Below are 19,690 nucleotides of genomic sequence, written 5' to 3' on the forward strand. Positions count from 1 at the left end.
CAAGCGTTTCCCGCAGGAACTTTTTCTGCCCGGATTCCCCACCCGCGACAACCTAGCGCCAGGGACTGAAGACTCATAACCCTCCCCTCACCATCCTGAACCCCGACCGTAACCGGCGGCGTTCTCTTTCCTCAACTGAATTTTAATTTAAGGAGGAGCTTTTTATGTGGGAAGTATTAAGTAACCCGATTACGGTATCCGTAATCGCACTGTGTGTTTTATGTCTTTGCATTCGCAGCCGGACTGGCCCGTGTCGGCATTGCCGATATCCTGGCAAAGAAGCTGGCCGGCATCATAAAGGGAAGGCGTTATGTGCTTCTTGCGATGCTGGCGGTCTGTGCCTGTATATCCGGTACGCTGATTCCGATACATATCGCATTTATACCAATCCTCGTTCCGACGATGCTGTCTCTGATGAACGAGATGAAGTTGGACCGCCGGGCCGCGGCCTGTGCGCTTGCCTTTGGCCTTGTGACTCCCTACGCTACGCTGCCAATCGGATACGGCCTGATTTTCCGTAACATTGTGGCATCCAATATGACGGATAACGGAATGCCGGTCGATACCTTCCAGGTGTGGCACAGCAACTGGATCCTGGCGATTGGAATGGTGGCCGGAATGATTCTGTCGCTTCTCTTCTTTTCGAAAAAAAGGGAGTATCAGGATATTGCCGTTGAGAGCATGGCGGTCAACAGTACGAAGGGAGGCGGCACAGGGCAGGGCGTCCGCAGTAAAATCACCCGTCCGCAGTTTGTTTCCCTGCTTGCAATCGCGGCAACGGTGGTCGGCCAGCTGATGTATAATTCCATGCCGTTCGGCGCTGTGGCCGGACTGATCGTGATGATTGTCGGAGGAGCCGTGCCGTTAAAGGATGTCGATCAGGTGGTGGATGAAGGAATCCGCCTGATGGGCGTTGTGGCAGTGGCTCTGCTCGTGGCTGCCGGATATGCGGGCGTTGTCAAGGAGAGCGGGGCGGTGGATACGCTCGTCACCTCCGCACTGGCGATCCTCGGAGGGAATAAGGCTTTTTCAGCCGCGGTTATGCTCCTCATCGGCCTTTTGATCGACATGGGAATCGGAACTTCATTCGGGACGGTGCCGATCCTGGCCGTACTTTATGTTCCGCTGTGCGCGCAGCTTGGATTCAGCCCGGCTGCGACCGTTGTCCTGATTTCAGCCGCAGCCGTTTTGGGTGATGCAGGCTCACCGGCCTCCGATACGACGCTGGGGCCTACGGCGGGGGTGAACGCGGACGGCCAGCACGACCACATCTGGGACACCTGTGTGCCGACGTTTATCGTGTATAATATCCCGCTTCTGATATGCGGGTTTATAGGAGTTATGATTTTTTAAAAAGGAAGTGCGGTGCAGGCCATGAATCAGGAGATTGACGGCCTGCCCATTTTTTTGTATCATAGGAAAGTGCCCGGAGCCGGTTCTAAGGCCGGCGGGATTGAGTGGAAAACTGTTATAAGAACAATAAAATAAACAATAAACTATTATAAGTTCAGCTTCTAAGAAAAAATCAATAAAACTAACTGGTAAAGAATGAGGAAAATGGTATATAATAAAATCAGGTTACTTTATTTAAAATTACGGTGATAAAGTCCGCACAGCGTACTTTTCATTGACGGCGGCGGGCCGTGTGCAGGTCATACGGGTACTTGCCGCAGCAGAATGAGATAAAATCCAGGATATCAAAAGAGCGCAATCAGGAGGTCCATACTATGAAAATGTTATCTATTGCAGAGGAACTGAAGAACAATTCTTACCCCGGGCGAGGAATCATTATCGGCAGATCGGCGGACGGCACAAAAGCCGTGACAGCCTATTTTATCATGGGAAGAAGCGAGAACAGCAGAAACCGTGTCTTTGTGGAGGACGGAGACGGAATCCGCACACAGGCATTCGATCCATCCAAACTTACCGATCCGAGCCTGATCATTTATGCGCCGGTCAGAGTGCTGGGCAATAAGACAATCGTCACAAACGGCGATCAGACCGATACGATTTACGACGGGATGGACATCCAGCTCACATTCGAGCAGTCACTCCGCTGCCGTGATTTTGAGCCGGACGCACCGAACTATACACCGCGTATTTCGGGTATCATGCATATTGAGGACAGTGGTTACAACTATGCCATGTCCATCTTAAAGAGTGACAACGGAAGGCCGGATTCCTGCCTGCGTTTTACCTATGCATACCAGAATCCGATACCGGGAGAGGGCCACTTTATCCACACCTATATGCAGGACGGCAATCCGCTTCCAAGCTTCGAGGGAGAGCCGAAGAGAATTTCCATTCCCGACGATATGGACGAGTTCGCGGATCTTCTGTGGGAGAACTTAAATCCGGATAACAAGGTTTCTCTTTTTGTACGTTATATTGATATTGAAACAAGAAAGACTAGCTCGAAGATCATGAATAAGAATCAGTAAGACACCGCTGCAGTTCATTTTACTGTAACGTTTAATACAAAGGAGGAAGTTTTAATGAAAGAACTGGAGTTAAAATACGGCTGCAACCCGAACCAGAAGCCGTCCAGAATCTATGTGGAGGACGGGAGTGAACTGCCGATTCAGGTGCTGAGCGGCCGCCCGGGATATATCAATTTTCTCGATGCATTCAACGGCTGGCAGCTTGTGAAGGAGCTTAGACAGGCCACGGGACTTCCGGCGGCGGCATCCTTTAAACATGTATCACCGGCCGGCGCGGCGGTGGGACTGCCTCTCGATGAGACCATGAGAAAGATTTACTGGGTGGATGATATGGGAGAGCTGTCACCGATCGCCTGTGCCTATGCAAGGGCCAGGGGAGCGGATCGTATGTCCTCCTTTGGGGATTTTGTCTCCCTGTCCGATGTCTGTGACGCAGACACGGCCCGCCTGATCAAACGCGAGGTTTCCGACGGTGTCATTGCACCGGGATTTACGGATGAAGCCCTGGAAATTCTGAAGGCCAAGAAGAACGGAAATTATAATGTGCTCCAAATCGATCCGGACTATGTTCCGGCGCCTGTGGAGAAAAAACAGGTATATGGAATTACGTTTGAGCAGGGAAGAAATGAGCTTAAGATTGACAGGGAACTTCTTTCCAATATTGTGACGGAGAAAAAAGAACTTCCTGATTCGGCTAAAATTGATATGATTGTTTCACTGATCACACTCAAATACACACAGTCCAACTCCGTCTGCTACGTGAAGGACGGACAGGCAATCGGCGTGGGCGCGGGACAGCAGTCCAGGGTACACTGCACGAGGCTGGCCGGCCAGAAGGCGGACAACTGGTTCTTAAGACAGGCGCCACAGGTGCTGAACCTTAAGTTTGTGGACGGCATCCGAAGGGCCGACAGGGACAATGCCATCGACGTGTACATTGGGGACGAGTATATGGATGTCCTGGCGGAAGGCGCATGGCAGAATACATTTAAGGTGAAGCCGCCCGTATTCACACGTGAGGAGAAAAGAGCCTGGCTTGATCAGATGAGCGGCGTAACCCTTGGTTCCGATGCATTCTTCCCATTTGGCGACAATATCGAGCGCGCCCATAAGAGCGGCGTTAACTATATCGCACAGCCGGGCGGCTCCGTGCGCGACGACAATGTGATAGAAGTATGTAATAAATACGGAATCGTGATGGCATTCACGGGAATCCGCCTGTTCCACCACTAGGCAGCCGGAAATGTAATTGCCTATAGAGGAAAGAAAAAGCTGAAAGCGGATAAAAAGTAGTTGCATTTTTCTCACAATTTTGGTAATATAATATTCGCTGACAGCGTAGCCGGCCTGTCGGAATGGCAGACGAGGTGGACTCAAAATCCATTGGTGGCAACACCGTACGGGTTCAAGTCCCGTGGCCGGCACTCCTTGGCAGGGGCAGCCCCGGAATCTTTTTTATAAGGTTCCGGGGTTTTTCTTTTTATTTTTTTACGTTGACAAATGAAATTCGATACACTATAATGCAACTAACTATTTGACAGGAGTGTTCATTATGACAGCAGACCGCCTTACATGTGTAAATTCAACAGGATATACATTTTATGGCTACTGGTACTTTTATTTTGTACCGGTTTTTTTGCTGTGCATGAGCATTCGAGTATAGTCAGAAGCGATCAGTAGCCACACACTGAACAGAAAATGATGAGCCGATGTCTGCATGTGCAGGGATCGGCTCTTTTTGTATCATCAGGAACATTTTCCTATGATATAAAAAGCCCTCCGGGCAGGAAGCGCACTCGCGCGAAGATGTAATATGCCGCAAAAGACGGACAGAAAGGAGACGAATCATGGAGCAGAAAATTTTGGATTGCACATTAAGAGATGGAGGACTGGTTAACCGTTTTTATTTTACGGACGACTTTGTACGCGGGCTGTACCGGGCGAATCTTCTGGCCGGTATCGACTATATGGAATTCGGATATAAAGCTTCTGAAGCGCTGTTTGACCGAAGAGAATTCGGCAAATGGAAATTCTGCCGTGAAGAGGATATCAGGGCCATCGTCGGGGATAATAAAACTTCCATGAAGATTTCCGTTATGGCCGATGTGGGAAGGACCGATTACAGGAAAGACATCCTGAAAAAGGAGGACAGTGTAATCGATATGATAAGGATTGCCACTTATGCGGATAAGATGGATGAGGCGCTCGATATGGCGGAATACTGCCGGGGCTGCGGCTATGAGACGGCGATTAATATTATGGCGGTTTCGAATAACACCGAGGCGGAGATAGAGGAGGCCCTTGAGAGAGTGAGGGGCAGCAGGGCCGACGCCGTTTACCTGGTGGACAGCTACGGTTCCTTTTACCCGGAAGAGATTGGCAGGCTGACAAGGCGTTACATTGAAATGGCCGGAAAGCGCGACAATGGAAGAGAAGACGGCGGAGCAGAAGATGCGGTACGCAGAGTCGGGATCCATGCGCACAACAACCAGCAGCTTGCCTTTGCCAATACCATCGAGGCGATGAGAAACGGAGCGTCCCTTCTGGATGTGACGGTAAACGGGATGGGAAGAGGTGCCGGGAACTGTTCGACGGAACAGCTTCTGGGATATATGAGGGCATTGGAGCGGTACAATGAATTGCCGATTATTGAATTTATAGAAGAGCAGGTGCTGCCCCTGAAACAGGCCGGAGTGCTCTGGGGATATGACATTCCCTACCTTCTGACCGGGCAGGGAAGCAAGCATCCTTCCAAAGCCATCGAGTTTGTGGAGAACCATAAAACGGAATATTCCGGGCTGTTCCGTCAGTTAATGGGCGCATAAACGGCAAAAAACGCCGTTTCGCGCCGTGTAATTCGGGATTTTTACGCAAGATACGCGCGAAAACGCCTCGCGGGACATTACCTGTGAACAGTAACACCCGGTAACATAAACACAGCATATTCCTGTTCAATCTCTTGAAAAATCGGGTATAATATTGTATGATATACGAAAATGGGCAGAGCAGGCCTTGAAAGGGTTATGCTCTGCCGTTAAAATGGAGGTGAGGCAGTGACTTGTCAGGAAGCGGAGCATCTGGTGACGCCGTATATTAATGATAAGCTGACCGGCGACGAGATGGAAGAGTTTTTAGCGCATATTGAATCCTGCAGGAACTGCCAGGAAGAGCTTGAGATCTACTTTATGGTGGATGTCGGCCTGAAGCAGCTCGATAAAGGAGACGGAACCTTTGACATTGCAGGAGCCCTTGAACGCAGAATCCAGGAATCCTATGCCAGGGTGCAGAGAATGTGGGCATTCCGGACACTTCGCTATGCGGTCAATACACTGTGCGTCATGGCGGTGATTGTGACGGTACTCCTCCAGTTTCGAATCTGGCTTTATTAAAAACGACAGAACAGGGTTACCGTTTGACGGCCCTGTAAAAACAGCGCTGCAAGCAGTAACAGGACAGGAGACAATGAAATGAGCAAATTAGTATTAATAGACGGCCACAGCATACTGAACCGGGCTTTTTACGGTGTGCCGGAACTGACCAATTCCAAGGGACTGCATACCAATGCGGTATACGGTTTCCTCAACATTATGTTCCGCGTCATTGAGGACGAAAAGGCCGATCATATTGCGGTTGCATTTGACCTTAAGGAGCCTACGTTCCGCCATAAGATGTATGAGGCATATAAGGGAACGAGGAAACCGATGCCGGAGGAACTGCACGAACAGGTTCCCGTGATGAAGGAAGTGCTGTCTTCAATGGGAATTCCGATTCTGACCCGTCCCGGTTATGAGGCGGACGATATTCTCGGAACGATAGCAAAGCGCTGCGCCGCTCAGGGCGTGGAGGTTTCCGTCGTATCGGGAGACCGGGATCTTCTTCAGCTTGCCGATGAGAAAATCAAAATCCGCATGCCGAGGACTTCCAGGGGAACAACGGAGATTAAGGACTATTATCCGGACGATGTGAAGGCGGAGTATCAGGTGACGCCGACGGAGTTTATCGACGTAAAAGCCCTGATGGGCGATGCTTCGGACAACATTCCTGGTGTGCCGTCCATCGGTGAGAAGACGGCGACCAGCCTGATTGTGAATTACGGTTCCATCGAGAAGGCATATGAGAACATTGACGAGGTGAAACCTCCGAGGGCCCAGAAAGCGCTGAGGGAGCACTACGATATGGCTCAGATGAGCAAAGAGCTTGCCACCATCTGCATTGACTGCGATATTGAATTTTCACTGGAAGATTCGGAAATAACCAATTTATATACACCGGAAGCATATCAGTATATGAAGCAGCTGGAATTCAAATCGATTCTCCAGAAGTTTGACGCCGGTGTTTTTTCCACGTCCAAGGTGGAGGAACATTTTAAGACCGTTACGGAGCTTTCGGAGGCGGAGAAGATTTTTAAAGAGGCGGCGGGAAAACCGTCGGCCGGCATGCAGCTTATTATAGAAAACGGTGACGTTGCCGCCCTGGCGCTCTGCTATGGGGAGGAACGGATATACAGTATCCCGGCGGCCGGTTTTATAACGGGAGAGTACCTTGCCGACAAGATGGAAGGCCTCTGTACGGAGATGGCTTCGGTCAGCGTACTCGACTTAAAACCCCAGCTTCCTTATTTAAAAGGGAGAGACAGACGGGTTGTGGACGGAACCGGCAATGAGAACGGCGGTGAATCCATGTTTGACGCCGGTGTGGCGGGATATCTGCTGAATCCGCTGAAGGATACGTATGATTACGACGATCTGGCCAGGGATTATCTGGATATGACGGTTCCCTCCAGAGCCGATCTCATGGGCAAGACATCATTTACGGCGGCATTTGACATGATGCCTGATAAGGCGCAGACCTGCATCTGCTACATGGCGTACGTGGCATGGAAGGCGAAAGAGGTTCTCGTAAAGAAACTGGAAGCCGCCGGCATGCGCAAGCTGTTTTTCGATATAGAGATGCCCGTTATCTACAGCCTCTACCATATGGAGGAGGAGGGAATCTGCGTGCGCAGGGAGGAACTCCACGATTACGGCGAGAGACTGGGAGAGCAGATCGGCACGCTGGAGCAGGAGATTTACCGGGATACGGAAACGGAGTTTAATATCAATTCCCCGAAACAACTGGGAGAAATTCTCTTTGACCGGATGAAGATGCCGGGCGGAAAGAAGACGAAGACCGGTTATTCCACTGCGGCCGATGTCCTTGAAAAGCTGGCGCCGGAATATCCCGTAGTCAGAAAGATACTGGATTACAGGCAGCTTACAAAGCTAAAATCCACCTATGCCGACGGCCTTGCCGCTTTCATCCGGGATGACGGCCGGATACACGGCACCTTTAACCAGACGATTACCGCCACCGGCCGCATCAGCAGCACGGAGCCGAACCTTCAGAATATCCCGGTCCGTATGGAGCTGGGAAGGGAAATCAGGAAGGTATTCGTTCCGCAGGAGGGGTGTGTGCTCCTGGATGCCGACTACTCCCAGATCGAGCTGAGAGTGCTGGCCCATATGTCGGGGGACGAGCGTCTGATTGAGGCTTATAAAAAAGCGGAAGACATCCATGCCATCACGGCCTCGGAGGTATTCCACGTGCCGCTTAACGAGGTGACGGCGCTTCAGAGGCGCAACGCCAAAGCGGTCAACTTCGGTATCGTATATGGAATCAGCGCCTTTGGCTTAAGCGAGGATCTCAGTATTTCCAGGAAGGAAGCGCTTGAGTATATCAGCAGGTATTTTGAGACTTACCCGGATGTGAAGAAATTCCTCGACCATCTGGTGGAGCTTGGAAAAGAGCAGGGATATGTGGAGACGATGTTCGGCAGAAGACGCCCCATTCCGGAACTCAAATCGGCAAACTTCATGCAGCGTTCCTTCGGTGAGCGTGTGGCGATGAATTCCCCGATCCAGGGCACGGCGGCCGATATCATCAAGATCGCGATGATCCGGGTGGACGGCAGGCTGAGAAAAGAAAATCTGCGTTCCAGGCTGGTACTTCAGGTGCACGATGAGCTTCTGATCGAGACATGGACGCAGGAACTGGAAACGGTCCAGAAGATCCTGGAAGAAGAGATGAAGAACGCGGCCCACTTAAAGGTGGAGCTTGAAATAGACATGAAGACGGGGCATTCCTGGTTTGAGACAAAATAGCATAAAAGATATGGAATGTGGAGGAAGAGTATGAAGGTCATCAGCATCACCGGAGGCGTAGGCTCTGGAAAGAGTGAGGTGCTCCGGATACTGCAGGAGGAATTCGGAGCCGATGTCATTATAGCGGACAAGGTGGCACACCAGCTTATGGAGCCGGGGAAAAAGGGATATAACCGGGTGCTTGCCGTCTTTGGAAATTCGTTTCTGAATGCCGACGGCAGTATTGACAGGCAGAAGATGGCTGAGCTGATATTTAAAGACAGGGAATCCATTGAAAAGATGAATTCCATTATCCATCCGATGGCATGGAGTGAGATCGAACATGCCATCGCCCACTCCGATAAGGAGATTGTGGTGGTGGAAGCCGCCCTCTTTGATGAGGAGCACAATCACATGTTTGACGAGATCTGGTATGTTTTTACAAATCGGGAGAACCGGGTCAAAAGACTCATGGAAAGCCGGGGCTATTCAAAGGAAAAGTGCCTGGAGATTATGGCAAACCAGGTAACGGAGGATGAATACAGGGCCCAGGCGGATCATGAGCTTGACAACAACGGAACCGTGGAAGAAATACGTATTCAGATAGAAAACTTATTGAAAGAGGAATAATACAGATGCGGATGGTAAGTATAGCGAGCGGCAGCAGTGGAAACTGTATTTATGTGGGCAGTGATGAGACCCATATTCTGATAGACGCCGGAATCAGCAACAGGAGAATTGAAAAAGGATTAAACGAAATCGGGGTGTCCGGGGGTGACCTGGACGGAATCCTGATTACCCATGAACATTCGGACCATATAAAGGGACTGGGAGTCCTGGCAAGAAAGTACGGAACGCCGATTTACAGCACAAAAGAGACGCTGGAGGAAATCGGCAATGTGAAAAGCCTGGGTGACTATCCAAGGGAGCTTTTCCACCCCATCTGCCACGATGTGGATTTTCGCATCGGGGATTTGGAGATAAAGCCGTTCCGCATTGATCACGATGCGGCGAACCCCGTGGCCTACCGGGTGCAGAACAACCGCAAATCGGTGGCTGTGGCAACCGATATGGGGCATTATTCCCAGTACATAATCGACCGACTGCAGGGGCTGGATGCGATACTTTTAGAATCCAACCACGATGTGAAGATGCTGGAGGCGGGACCGTACCCATATTACCTGAAACGGCGTATCCTGGGAGATTACGGCCATCTTTCCAATGAGAATGCGGGACGTCTTTTAAACTGCATCCTTCATGACAATTTAAAACATATTTTCCTTGGGCATCTGAGCAAGGAGAATAATTATGAAGAACTGGCATACGAGACGGTGCGTCTGGAAATCAGCCAGGGAGATTCGCCGTATACGGCATCTGACTTCCCAATAACGGTAGCAAAGCGTGACGATATGTCCCCCATTGTTACAATATAGATTCAGTATCACATACAGACAGAAAAGAGGAGGAACCGCTATGAGCAAAATTATTATCACTATCGTTGGAAAGGACAGAGTCGGTATCGTTGCCAAAACCTGTAATTATCTGGCAGAAAACGGGATGAACATTCTGGACATCACACAGACTATCCTGCAGGAATATTTTAACATGATGATGATCGTGGATATTTCCAAGTCCCCGAAGTCATTTGATGACATGGCAAAGGAACTGGAGAAGGTAGGCGAGGAGATCGGCGTTACGATCCGCTGCCAGAGAGAAGAGATCTTTACCAGTATGCACCGCATCTGATGACAGAGGCCGGAGAAAGGACGGAAACAGACACATGATAAATATGTTCGAAGTATTAGAAACCAATAACATGATTGCCCACGAGAAGCTGGATGTGCGCACCATCACCATGGGCATCAGCCTTCTGGACTGTGTGGACAGTGATCTGGCAAAGCTGAATGAGAAGATTTACAACAAGATCACGACCTATGCAAAGGATCTCGTTTCAACCGGAGACGCCATCGGAAGGGAATTCGGTGTTCCCATCGTCAACAAGAGGATTTCCATCACCCCGATCGCCCTGGTGGGAGGAGCCGCCTGCCAAACCTCCGATGATTTTGTGGAGATTGCAAAGACGCTCGATAAGGCGGCCAAAGAGGTCGGCGTCAACTTTATCGGCGGATATTCGGCTCTTGTATCCAAGGGCATGACACCTGCGGAGGAGCGGCTGATCCGCTCGATACCGCAGGCCCTTGCAGTCACCGACCGTGTCTGCAGCTCCATTAATGTCGGTTCCACAAAAACGGGCCTCAATATGGACGCGGTAAGACTGATGGGCGAGATTATCGTGGCTACGGCAGAAGCGACCAAGGATAAGGACTCGCTGGGCTGCGCAAAGCTCGTTGTGTTCTGCAACGCGCCGGATGACAACCCATTCATGGCCGGAGCTTTCCACGGCGTAACGGAGGCGGACGCGATTATCAACGTCGGCGTCAGCGGCCCGGGTGTTGTAAAAACCGCCCTCGAAAAAGTGCGGGGAGAGAACTTTGAAGTTCTCTGCCAGACAATTAAGAAGACGGCGTTTAAAATCACGCGTGTCGGCCAGTTGGTGGCACAGGAAGCTTCCAGGCGTCTTGGCGTGCCCTTCGGCATCATTGACCTTTCCCTTGCGCCGACTCCGGCTGTCGGAGACAGCGTAGCCGAGATCCTGGAGGAGATCGGCCTGGAGCGCACCGGAGCTCCCGGAACCACGGCGGCCCTGGCTATGCTCAACGATCAGGTGAAAAAGGGCGGCATCATGGCTTCCTCTTATGTAGGCGGATTGAGCGGCGCATTTATTCCGGTCAGCGAGGATCAGGGTATGATCGACGCGGTTTCGGAGGGAGCGCTCACTCTTGAAAAACTGGAGGCAATGACATGTGTATGCTCCGTCGGACTCGATATGATTGCGATTCCGGGAGATACAAAGCCATCCACCATTTCAGGAATTATCGCCGATGAGGCGGCAATCGGAATGATCAACCAGAAGACAACGGCGGTCCGTCTGATTCCGGTAATCGGAAAGACCGTGGGCGACACGGCCGAGTTCGGAGGCCTCCTGGGATATGCCCCGATCATTCCGGTCAATAAATTCTCCTGCGACGCATTTATCAGCAGGACGGGCCGGATTCCCGCGCCTGTCCACAGCTTTAAAAACTAAGAAGATGGAAAAGATGACAGATAAGAAAGAAGAACTGGCAGAAGCACTGGACTGCTTCTTAAACGGGGAGCTGGAACGCATGATTTTCAGCAATCCCCGCAGCCGTGAACACTATATCAAAATGACGGTGCGTCCCCTGATACTCAAGGGGGCGCTCAAATTTCAGGTGGAAGAATTTACGGAAAAGCAGGCATTCCAGAAAAACATGGACAGGGATGAGGCGGCGGCCTACCTGCAGAAGCAGCTGGAGGAACTTTACCGGAATGCGGAGGCGGTTTCACGTCTCGGTACGATGAATATTCTGGTGGGAAAGAAGGGAACGGTCACCGTCAAAAAGAAGATGAAGATGGCTCCCGGCCAAAGAAACGCCCCGGAAGTTCAGGGAACTGTGATCCCGGAGGAGCTGGCGGAGCGTCTGTCCGGCCACAACAGAAAGAAGAATTACGTCCTGCAGGAGGGAGTGCCCGTTCCGTTTCTGGCGGAGCTGGGGGTCATGACGCCAGAGGGCAGGGTGGTAAAGTCCAGATACGATAAATTCCGCCAGATAAACCGGTTTCTGGAGTTCATCGAGGATATTCTTCCGAGGCTTGATAAGAACAGGACCAATACGATTATCGACTTCGGCTGCGGCAAGTCTTATCTGACCTTTGCCATGTATTATTATCTGAAGGAGCTGAAGGGATATCCGATTCAGGTGGTGGGCCTCGATTTGAAGAAAGACGTGATTGCGCTCTGCAACAAACTCAGTGAAAAGTTCGGGTTTGACGGCCTTCATTTTTACCACGGCGACATTGCGGGCTATGAGGGTGTATCACATGTCGATATGGTAGTGACGCTTCACGCCTGCGATACGGCTACGGACTATGCGATGGCCAAAGCGGTCCGCTGGGGAGCGGACGTGATTCTCTCCGTACCGTGCTGCCAGCATGAGCTGAATAAGCAGATTGGCAATGAACTGCTTTCTCCGGTTCTGGAATACGGGCTGATAAAGGAGAGAATGTCGGCGCTTCTCACCGACGGGATCCGCGCGGGCCTTTTGGAACAGGCCGGATACAGGACGCAGATACTGGAATTTATCGATATGGAGCACACCCCGAAGAATATCATGATCCGCGCGGTGAAACAGGGAAAACCGAAAAAAGACGATGGAAAACTGCAGAGGATGATGGAGGAACTGCATGTGGAACCGACTCTCTACCGGCTGTTAAAGGAAGAGTGCGGAGAAGAGGATGAAGTTCAGAATAAAGGACAGTGAGAAGCAGATTGCAGTAAGAAGTAAAGTACGGTAAAAAGTAAAGTACAGTAAAAAGTAAAGTACAGTAAAAAGTAATGATAGTAAGAAGCAAATTGCAGTAAGCTGTAAACCAGCAAGCGGTTAAGCATAGTAAACTGACGGGACGCGCCTTTATGAGGCGCGTTCTTGGCTTATCGACAAACTATATTTTCCTAGCATCAGGAGTTTGAGGGTGTAACCCTCATTTCAAATCATGCAGGCGGAATTCAGTTCCGCCGTAGTGCTGAACTGCCGATTTCTAGGGGCTTTGGCCCTTGCGCGAGGAAATCGGCAGTTCTTCCTTCAGTGACTAGAATTTATGGCGCATGCCATGAATTCTACAGAGTGGCGACTTTGTCGACACTCCGAACGCGCCTTTATGAGGCGCGTTCTTTTGTATGCTCTGTTTTAATAGGTTCCTTTTTGGCATGTTCCTGCATGGCGAAGTGCATGAGGGTCTGTAGATCTTGGGGAGAGTCGGTCTGAAGAGTCAGGCGGGAGATATATTTTCCGCCTGAACTGTCCAGAAGCAGGGAATGTATGACATGGTTGCCGCGGATATCTCCGGTGCTGCCGCTCTGCGTCCTGATAAAGACAGGGCTTTCGCAGGTATCCACGATGCGGAAAAACTGATCGGCATTGGCCAGGTTATAAAGTGTAATCATAAGGGTTCCTCCTTTGGGGTGAATGGTCTATTTCTGCAGGAGCTTTCCTGCATTTATTGTTCATCTGCAAACGCCGCCGGAGCGTATCCCCGGTGATTGGCTTTCGCCGTCCGACGTCTCTTTGTAATATAATAATAACGCCTGATTTGTGTTGAAACAATAAATAAAAAGACATATAATATAATAAAAACGACTATATAGCGGATGGCGGATTCAGGCATGGAGGAGAGGGACGGGATGGAACAGCAGAAAACGAGTTTAAATCTTACAAAAGACAGGAAGGAACTTGAGATACGGGGGACGCCCATGTTTCCCTGTGAGGCGTATACGGGGAATGTGAGAAATTACATATCGGGTGAAATTCCCTGGCACTGGCATGAGGAGCTGGAAGCGGTGTATATTCTGAATGGCCGGATGCGCGTCGGCGTGGACAGCGGCAGTTTTACGCTGGAGAAGGGGGAGGGGCTCCTGATTAATTCAGGGGCGCTCCACTCGGGAAGAGCGGCCATGGAAGGGGAGTGCAGGTATAATTCTTTTGTCTTTCATGAAAGCCTGATCTCCGGCTCTGCGGAGAGTGTGCTGGGCCGGCGGTATGTGAGGCCATTTACGTCACGGCGTGAGATACCGGGCGTGTATTTAAAGAAAGACGGAGGATGGCGGGAAGAGGCGGCTGGGTGTATCCTGAAAGCATACCAGGCGTATGAAAAGGGGGGATTCGGATTTGAATTTCCCGTCAGGGAACAGCTTTCCCATATGTGGTACCTGATGGTCACTCATATGGAAAACGGACTTATGAGAGAGCCTGTGAAGGAGAGCCTTGAGGCGGCCAGAATCAAGACGATGATAAGCTATATACAGGAACATTTTAAAGAAAATCTGGAGCTGCGGGACATAGCGGAGTCCGCCAGTATCGGCGAGCGGTAGTGCCTCAGGTGTTTTAAAAAGTCATTAGGCATTCCGCCGATCCAGTATCTTCTCAAATACAGGGTGACGGCCGCGGCCGCGCTTCTGAAAGAGACGGGGCTGTCGGTCACCGAGGTGGGGAACCGGACCGGTTTTGACAGCCCCAGTTATTTTACAATGATATTCAAGCGGTTTATGGGCTGCACTCCGACCCGGTACCGCAGACAATAACGCCCTGCGTATATTCATTTCGAAAGGTTCCGCCCTTTGATGCGCGGATCATCTGATAAATATGGGCCGCCTCAATTTCCTGCCCGAGCATGGAGAGAGCCGTACCGTCCAGAAGCTTACCGGCATCGGCCAGTTTGGTAATGAGTGGGACAACAGAGGAGCGTTTGAGGGCGCTTAAGAGAGGAAGAGAGTCCTTTCTGAAACCCAGTACCCTGGCGTACGGGGCATATCCGTTTTCCTTGTAGAGACCGACATCGGATTCATGCAGATTCAGGATAAGGTGCAGGAGGGCGCGGCTGACCCTGGTGTAAGTTAATTGCCTGGTTTTCAGCTCCTGGATCCGTTCCTCAAAGGATACGGGGGAAAGCGCGCTTTTCCTGATGCGCGCGTCCAGTTCCGGTGTCAAATCGGCGATACCGGTCCAGTCTCCCTTCAGGATCCGGTAGTTTAATATAGAAGAAAAATCATCGCTGAAAACGGGCTGTTCCCGGCTTATCATCCGATGGACGCAGGCGGGAACCATGGAAGAGAGCGAATCTGTTGTCACGGTTTCCGGTGAGTCCGGTAAGCCCAGAGAGCCGGGGAAGTCCAGAGAGCCAGGTAAGTCCAGCGAGGCCGGTAAGTCCTGTGAGGCGGACGGGCCCGGCGGATTCTGTCCGGAGGCGACAATCCGCCGGATCGCCGAGGCGGAGGCCAGACAACGGTCCGGATTTCCAATCCCGCTCAGAACCGCAGTATCGTGATAGGCCTGGCCCTCTCTCCTTATGGTATGGAACCGGAGCGGACTTCCAAGGGCCATCCCGGCCCTGATGTATTCAATCCCGAGGATATTATTCGGGGAGGCTAAAACGGCCTGTTCGTCCGGAGTCAGGGAGGAGAGGAGCGCCTGATGCCTCGCTTCGGGATAGGTCATTCCCTGCTTCAGACATTCCTTCAGCGTCCGGCTGAATTCCTCCGGTTCGTCTGCCAGCAGGCCGGCAATTCTTGAGAGGGGAGCGATATCGCCGCACTCGCTGCCGAAGCAGATGGAGTCCACGGCCCCGAGCGCTGTGAACAGGGCGACGCCGTAAGTTGCAAATTCCCTGGCGGAGGCTGTTGAAAAAGCCACCGGCATCTCAAGCACCAGATCGGCGCCCGACGACAGGGCCATGGAGGCGCGGACATACTTGTCGTAGATGGCCGGAGCTCCCCGCTGTACATAGCTGCCGCTCATCAGCGCGATACAGTAATCTGCGCCGGTCAGCTCCTTTGATTTTCTGATATGGTAAAGATGGCCATTGTGAAATGGGTTATATTCTGTGATAAGTCCAACGATTTTCATATTTTTTCCTGCTTTTTTGAGTTTTCCTGATGAATCATGTAACCAAATTTTACAATCGCTGTGTGTTAAGATTGCAATAAGGCTTATATTGGCCGCTTGATTTGGTTACAATTATATAAGAGGAAGGAAATTTCGTAAAGGGTTAAGTTTCGGTTAAAAAAGAAACAAGCCTGTTAAAAAAATAATTAACCCGAAAATGGAAATTATCTCTTGTATACAATAAACAAGTAGTATATAATGTTAGCAGAATAAAGAACACACACACTTATGAAAGGGGTTTTTTGACCATGGCATTTATTGATTTAATGAAAGAGAAAGCAAAACAGGACAAGCAGACCATCGTTTTACCGGAAAGTAAAGATAAGAGGACTCTGATTGCAGCCGCTAAGATTTTAGAGGAGGGTACAGCAGACCTGATTATGGTAGGTAAAGAGGAAAAGATCCTGGATGGTGCCGGATGGTTGGAAGTAGATCTTACAGGAATCAAGGTGGTAGACCCGGATCTGGATCCGAACTTTGAAACTTATGCAAATACCTTATTCGAACTGAGAAAACATAAAGGAATGACTCTTGATAAAGCAAAAGAGCTCCTGAAGAACGACTACATCACCTACGGTGTTATGATGGTTAAAGAGAAGGATGCGGACGGCCTGGTAGCCGGAGCATGCCACGCTACGGCAGACACCCTGAGACCGGCTCTTCAGATTTTAAAGACAGCGCCGGGCACAGAGCTTGTTTCCGGTTTCTTTATCATGGACGTGCCGAATTGTGAATTTGGTTATAACGGAACCTTCCTGTTTGCAGACTGCGGCCTGAACCAGGATCCGACGGCTGAGGAACTGGCTGCCATCGCAGATTCCAGCGCCAAGAGCTTCCGCGCCCTGGTAGGTGAGAAACCAACCATCGCAATGCTTTCACACTCCACAAAGGGCAGTGCTCATCATGCTCTCGTTGACAAGGTGATCAAGGCTACCGAGATTGCACACGAGAAATATCCTCAGCTTGACCTGGACGGTGAATTACAGCTCGATGCGGCTATCGTACCGGAAGTTGCCAAGTCCAAAGCCAAAGGAAGCGAAGTGGCTGGCAATGCCAACGTTCTGATTTTCCCGAACTTAGACTGTGGTAATATCGGATACAAACTGGTACAGAGACTTGCTAAAGCAGAAGCCTACGGCCCAATGCTTCAGGGTATCTCCAGACCGGTTAACGACTTATCCCGTGGCTGCTCTGCGGAAGATATCGTCGGCGTAGTAGCTCTGACCGCAGTACAGGCTCAGATGTCATAATTCCGGCATCAGGGAATCGTTCTGCAATTTTTAAATGAGATTATGGAAAAGTGAGAGGGATAAAAAAATGAATATATTAGTAATCAACTGTGGCAGTTCATCTTTAAAATACCAGTTAATTAACTCCGCTTCTGAGGAAGTTCTGGCAAAAGGCCTTTGCGAGAGAATCGGAATTGACGGAAAGCTTACTTATCAGCCGGAAGGCGGAGAGAAGGAGAAGTCCGACGTTTCCATGCCGACCCATACAGAGGCAATCGACGCTGTCATCAAAGCGCTGACCAACGAGAAGACAGGCGTTATCAAGAGCCTTTCCGAAGTGGGCGCAGTAGGACACCGTGTCGTACACGGCGGTGAGAAGTTCACTTCCTCCTGTATCATCAACGAGGAGTCCTTAAAAGCCATCGAAGAGTGCAATGAGCTTGCTCCATTACACAATCCGGCCAACCTGATCGGAATCCATGCATGCCAGGTACTGATGCCGGGCGTACCGATGGTAGCCGTATTCGACACAGCTTTCCATCAGACAATGCCTGAGAAAGCATTTATCTACGGCCTTCCTTATGAGTACTATGAGAACTACAAAGTAAGAAGATACGGTTTCCACGGAACATCCCACAGCTATGTATCCAAGAGAACGGCTGAGATTGTTGGAAAGCCATACGAAGAGATGAAGATCATCGTTTGCCACCTTGGCAACGGAGCCAGCGTATCTGCAGTTGACTGCGGCAAATCCGTAGACACCAGCATGGGACTTACTCCACTTGAGGGCCTTGTGATGGGAACACGTTCCGGCGACATCGATCCGGCTATCTTAGAGTATGTCGGCAAGAAAGAGAACAAGAACCTCGATGAGCTTATGGAAGTGCTGAACAAGAAATCCGGTCTTCTCGGAATTTCATGCCTCTCCAGCGACGGACGTGACTTAGAGGATGCCGCTGCATCAGGCAATGCAAAAGCCCAGCTTGCACTCGACATCTTCGATTACAGAGTAATCAAATACGTAGGCGCTTACGCAGCAGTTATGAACGGCGTGGATGCCATCGCATTTACGGCAGGCATCGGCGAGAACAATAAGGAACTGAGAAAGAATGTGTGTGCGAACCTCGGCTACCTTGGCGTTAAAATCGACGATGAGAGGAACAACGTAAGAGGCGAGGAGAGAATTATTTCTACCGACGACTCCAAAGTTAAAGTTCTTCTTGTACCGACCAACGAAGAGCTTGCAATCGCAAGAGAGACTCTGGCCCTTGTAAAATAATCGATTCAGTTTATAATACCAGACAGGCAGAGCTGCAGGAATTGCGGTTCTGCCTGAACCCGGCTTCGGGAAAAACGGCAGATGTGGTATAAAATTTGTCGAAAATTTGGAATAATATACAAAATAAGCATTGACAAACAAGAAACCGCTATGTATAATATCATAGTGCGTATTAGGAGATTAGTATGCTGATAAATTTATCTGAGCTTTTTACCTGTGAAGGGAAAAGAAAGGTTTATACGGTATCATTCGAACTTGCTTCCATCAAATTCAGCGGCGATGTTTATACGATTTTGAAGGCGGAACCATTTGAACTTGAGATAGCGAATATCGGCGGCAAGAAATTCACGATGTCGGGACAACTTTCCGTTACCGTGGAGGCACCCTGTGCCAGATGCCTTGAGCCTGTATCTTTTGTCTGTGAACTTACATTTGATCGGGAGTTTGATCTCGGCAAGGGGGAGGAACAGGAAGATGGTTTGGATGAAGAGCCGTATTTAAGCGGTTATAGTCTGGATGTAGACCAGTTGGTTTGTAACGAACTGCTACTGAGCTTGCCTATGAGAGTCCTGTGCAGTGAAGACTGCAAAGGGATTTGCAATAGATGTGGAACAAATCTCAATCACGAGACTTGTACCTGTGACACTAGGTCGCTCGATCCACGGATGTCAGTTATCCAGGAGATTTTTAATCAATTTAAGGAGGTGTAACCATGTCTATCTGTCCAAAAAACAAATCTTCCAAAGCAAGAAGAGACAGCCGCAGGGCTAACTGGAAGATGAGCGCTCCAAACTTAGTAAAGTGCAGCAAATGTGGCGCATTAATGATGCCTCACAGAGTATGCAAAGCTTGTGGCTCTTACAATAAAAAAGAGATCATCAAAGTAGAAGACTAATTTTCTGCCGAGCAAGAAAAACGAAGTGAAGTCAAGGCCTGTAGGGTATATATCCTGCAGGCCTTGTTTACGTGGAAATATCTGTCGAAAAACAATTCGGAGGAGGCAGGTACAAGATGGGGTAGGGAACCGGCATAAACAGTAAAAAAA

Annotated in this window: 19 protein-coding genes and 1 tRNA gene; 18 read left to right on the forward strand and 2 right to left on the reverse strand. The window is 50.1% G+C overall.

Annotated features, from left to right (window positions below):
* Positions 1-213: 213 nt before the first annotated feature.
* From QZT18_RS10950 to QZT18_RS11005, 12 genes are all read left to right on the forward strand, one after another.
* Positions 214-1,353 carry an SLC13 family permease gene (locus QZT18_RS10950; protein ID WP_294147762.1) on the forward strand — a complete coding sequence of 380 codons (1,140 nt, stop codon included), beginning with the start codon at positions 214-216 and terminating at the stop codon, positions 1,351-1,353.
* A 374-nt stretch (positions 1,354-1,727) separates the two neighbouring features.
* On the forward strand, positions 1,728-2,441 hold the full coding sequence (locus QZT18_RS10955) for an IMP cyclohydrolase (RefSeq protein ID WP_294147764.1): 714 nt from the start codon (positions 1,728-1,730) through the stop codon (positions 2,439-2,441).
* Between the two features lie 54 nt (positions 2,442-2,495).
* Positions 2,496-3,674: a phosphoribosylaminoimidazolecarboxamide formyltransferase gene (locus tag QZT18_RS10960; RefSeq protein ID WP_294147766.1), complete on the forward strand. Its 1,179-nt coding sequence runs from the start codon at positions 2,496-2,498 to the stop codon at positions 3,672-3,674.
* A 108-nt stretch (positions 3,675-3,782) separates the two neighbouring features.
* A tRNA-Leu gene (locus tag QZT18_RS10965) sits at positions 3,783-3,865 on the forward strand.
* Positions 3,866-4,288: 423 nt separating this feature from the next.
* A complete protein-coding gene (locus tag QZT18_RS10970; RefSeq protein WP_294147773.1) occupies positions 4,289-5,266 on the forward strand; it encodes an aldolase catalytic domain-containing protein in 978 nt (325 codons plus the stop codon).
* Between the two features lie 228 nt (positions 5,267-5,494).
* The gene (locus QZT18_RS10975; RefSeq protein WP_294147775.1) at positions 5,495-5,830 is read left to right on the forward strand and encodes an anti-sigma factor; all 336 of its coding nucleotides are present in this window, start codon (positions 5,495-5,497) and stop codon (positions 5,828-5,830) included.
* A gap of 78 nt (positions 5,831-5,908) precedes the next feature.
* Entirely contained in the window at positions 5,909-8,581 is a 2,673-nt protein-coding gene (gene polA, locus QZT18_RS10980; protein ID WP_294147777.1) for a DNA polymerase I, read from the forward strand.
* Between the two features lie 30 nt (positions 8,582-8,611).
* Positions 8,612-9,190, forward strand: coding sequence for a dephospho-CoA kinase (gene coaE / locus QZT18_RS10985; protein WP_294147779.1), 579 nt, complete (start codon positions 8,612-8,614; stop codon positions 9,188-9,190).
* Between the two features lie 5 nt (positions 9,191-9,195).
* Positions 9,196-9,993: an MBL fold metallo-hydrolase gene (locus QZT18_RS10990; protein WP_125140516.1), complete on the forward strand. Its 798-nt coding sequence runs from the start codon at positions 9,196-9,198 to the stop codon at positions 9,991-9,993.
* A gap of 40 nt (positions 9,994-10,033) precedes the next feature.
* A complete protein-coding gene (locus tag QZT18_RS10995; protein ID WP_125140515.1) occupies positions 10,034-10,306 on the forward strand; it encodes an ACT domain-containing protein in 273 nt (90 codons plus the stop codon).
* A 34-nt stretch (positions 10,307-10,340) separates the two neighbouring features.
* Positions 10,341-11,705 carry a PFL family protein gene (locus tag QZT18_RS11000; RefSeq protein ID WP_294147782.1) on the forward strand — a complete coding sequence of 455 codons (1,365 nt, stop codon included), beginning with the start codon at positions 10,341-10,343 and terminating at the stop codon, positions 11,703-11,705.
* A 13-nt stretch (positions 11,706-11,718) separates the two neighbouring features.
* Positions 11,719-12,960, forward strand: a complete 1,242-nt coding sequence (locus tag QZT18_RS11005; protein ID WP_294147790.1) for an SAM-dependent methyltransferase — start codon at positions 11,719-11,721, stop codon at positions 12,958-12,960.
* Positions 12,961-13,355: 395 nt separating this feature from the next.
* Here QZT18_RS11005 and QZT18_RS11010 read toward each other — a convergent pair whose 3' ends face one another.
* Positions 13,356-13,643: a hypothetical protein gene (locus QZT18_RS11010; protein ID WP_294147791.1), complete on the reverse strand. Its 288-nt coding sequence runs from the start codon at positions 13,641-13,643 to the stop codon at positions 13,356-13,358.
* A 237-nt stretch (positions 13,644-13,880) separates the two neighbouring features.
* Between QZT18_RS11010 and QZT18_RS11015 the strand changes: the two genes are divergently transcribed.
* A complete protein-coding gene (locus QZT18_RS11015) occupies positions 13,881-14,567 on the forward strand; it encodes a cupin domain-containing protein (protein ID WP_294147793.1) in 687 nt (228 codons plus the stop codon).
* A gap of 63 nt (positions 14,568-14,630) precedes the next feature.
* On the forward strand, positions 14,631-14,777 hold the full coding sequence (locus QZT18_RS23545; RefSeq protein WP_366925858.1) for a helix-turn-helix domain-containing protein: 147 nt from the start codon (positions 14,631-14,633) through the stop codon (positions 14,775-14,777).
* On the opposite strand, the gene QZT18_RS11020 is transcribed toward QZT18_RS23545, so the two are convergent.
* Positions 14,740-16,098 carry a nucleotidyltransferase family protein gene (locus QZT18_RS11020; protein WP_294147795.1) on the reverse strand — a complete coding sequence of 453 codons (1,359 nt, stop codon included), beginning with the start codon at positions 16,096-16,098 and terminating at the stop codon, positions 14,740-14,742. The two genes, QZT18_RS23545 and QZT18_RS11020, sit on opposite strands and share 38 nt — an antisense overlap.
* 287 nt (positions 16,099-16,385) lie before the next feature.
* Between QZT18_RS11020 and pta the strand changes: the two genes are divergently transcribed.
* The 4 genes from pta (at position 16,386) to rpmF (ending at position 19,540) form a co-directional block, all read left to right on the forward strand.
* A complete protein-coding gene (gene pta / locus QZT18_RS11025; protein WP_294147797.1) occupies positions 16,386-17,387 on the forward strand; it encodes a phosphate acetyltransferase in 1,002 nt (333 codons plus the stop codon).
* Positions 17,388-17,454: 67 nt separating this feature from the next.
* A complete protein-coding gene (locus QZT18_RS11030) occupies positions 17,455-18,645 on the forward strand; it encodes an acetate/propionate family kinase (RefSeq protein ID WP_294147816.1) in 1,191 nt (396 codons plus the stop codon).
* A 185-nt stretch (positions 18,646-18,830) separates the two neighbouring features.
* Positions 18,831-19,355: a DUF177 domain-containing protein gene (locus QZT18_RS11035; protein WP_294147818.1), complete on the forward strand. Its 525-nt coding sequence runs from the start codon at positions 18,831-18,833 to the stop codon at positions 19,353-19,355.
* Between the two features lie 2 nt (positions 19,356-19,357).
* Positions 19,358-19,540, forward strand: a complete 183-nt coding sequence (rpmF, locus tag QZT18_RS11040; RefSeq protein ID WP_008398008.1) for a 50S ribosomal protein L32 — start codon at positions 19,358-19,360, stop codon at positions 19,538-19,540.
* The last annotated feature ends 150 nt before the right edge of the window (positions 19,541-19,690 follow it).

Origin of the sequence: uncultured Clostridium sp., assembly GCF_900547735.1 — a bacterium.
Taxonomy (GTDB): Bacteria; Bacillota; Clostridia; order Lachnospirales; family Lachnospiraceae; genus Otoolea.

Coding starts and splice junctions, on each gene's coding strand:
- QZT18_RS10955 (WP_294147764.1), top strand. CDS start 1,728: ATGAAAATGTTATCTATTGCAGAGGAACTGAAGAACAATTCTTACCCC.
- QZT18_RS10960 (WP_294147766.1), top strand. CDS start 2,496: ATGAAAGAACTGGAGTTAAAATACGGCTGCAACCCGAACCAGAAGCCG.
- QZT18_RS10970 (WP_294147773.1), top strand. CDS start 4,289: ATGGAGCAGAAAATTTTGGATTGCACATTAAGAGATGGAGGACTGGTT.
- polA (WP_294147777.1), top strand. CDS start 5,909: ATGAGCAAATTAGTATTAATAGACGGCCACAGCATACTGAACCGGGCT.
- coaE (WP_294147779.1), top strand. CDS start 8,612: ATGAAGGTCATCAGCATCACCGGAGGCGTAGGCTCTGGAAAGAGTGAG.
- QZT18_RS10990 (WP_125140516.1), top strand. CDS start 9,196: ATGCGGATGGTAAGTATAGCGAGCGGCAGCAGTGGAAACTGTATTTAT.
- QZT18_RS10995 (WP_125140515.1), top strand. CDS start 10,034: ATGAGCAAAATTATTATCACTATCGTTGGAAAGGACAGAGTCGGTATC.
- QZT18_RS11000 (WP_294147782.1), top strand. CDS start 10,341: ATGATAAATATGTTCGAAGTATTAGAAACCAATAACATGATTGCCCAC.
- QZT18_RS11005 (WP_294147790.1), top strand. CDS start 11,719: ATGACAGATAAGAAAGAAGAACTGGCAGAAGCACTGGACTGCTTCTTA.
- QZT18_RS11010 (WP_294147791.1), bottom strand. CDS start 13,643: ATGATTACACTTTATAACCTGGCCAATGCCGATCAGTTTTTCCGCATC.
- QZT18_RS11015 (WP_294147793.1), top strand. CDS start 13,881: ATGGAACAGCAGAAAACGAGTTTAAATCTTACAAAAGACAGGAAGGAA.
- QZT18_RS11020 (WP_294147795.1), bottom strand. CDS start 16,098: ATGAAAATCGTTGGACTTATCACAGAATATAACCCATTTCACAATGGC.
- pta (WP_294147797.1), top strand. CDS start 16,386: ATGGCATTTATTGATTTAATGAAAGAGAAAGCAAAACAGGACAAGCAG.
- QZT18_RS11030 (WP_294147816.1), top strand. CDS start 17,455: ATGAATATATTAGTAATCAACTGTGGCAGTTCATCTTTAAAATACCAG.
- QZT18_RS11035 (WP_294147818.1), top strand. CDS start 18,831: ATGCTGATAAATTTATCTGAGCTTTTTACCTGTGAAGGGAAAAGAAAG.
- rpmF (WP_008398008.1), top strand. CDS start 19,358: ATGTCTATCTGTCCAAAAAACAAATCTTCCAAAGCAAGAAGAGACAGC.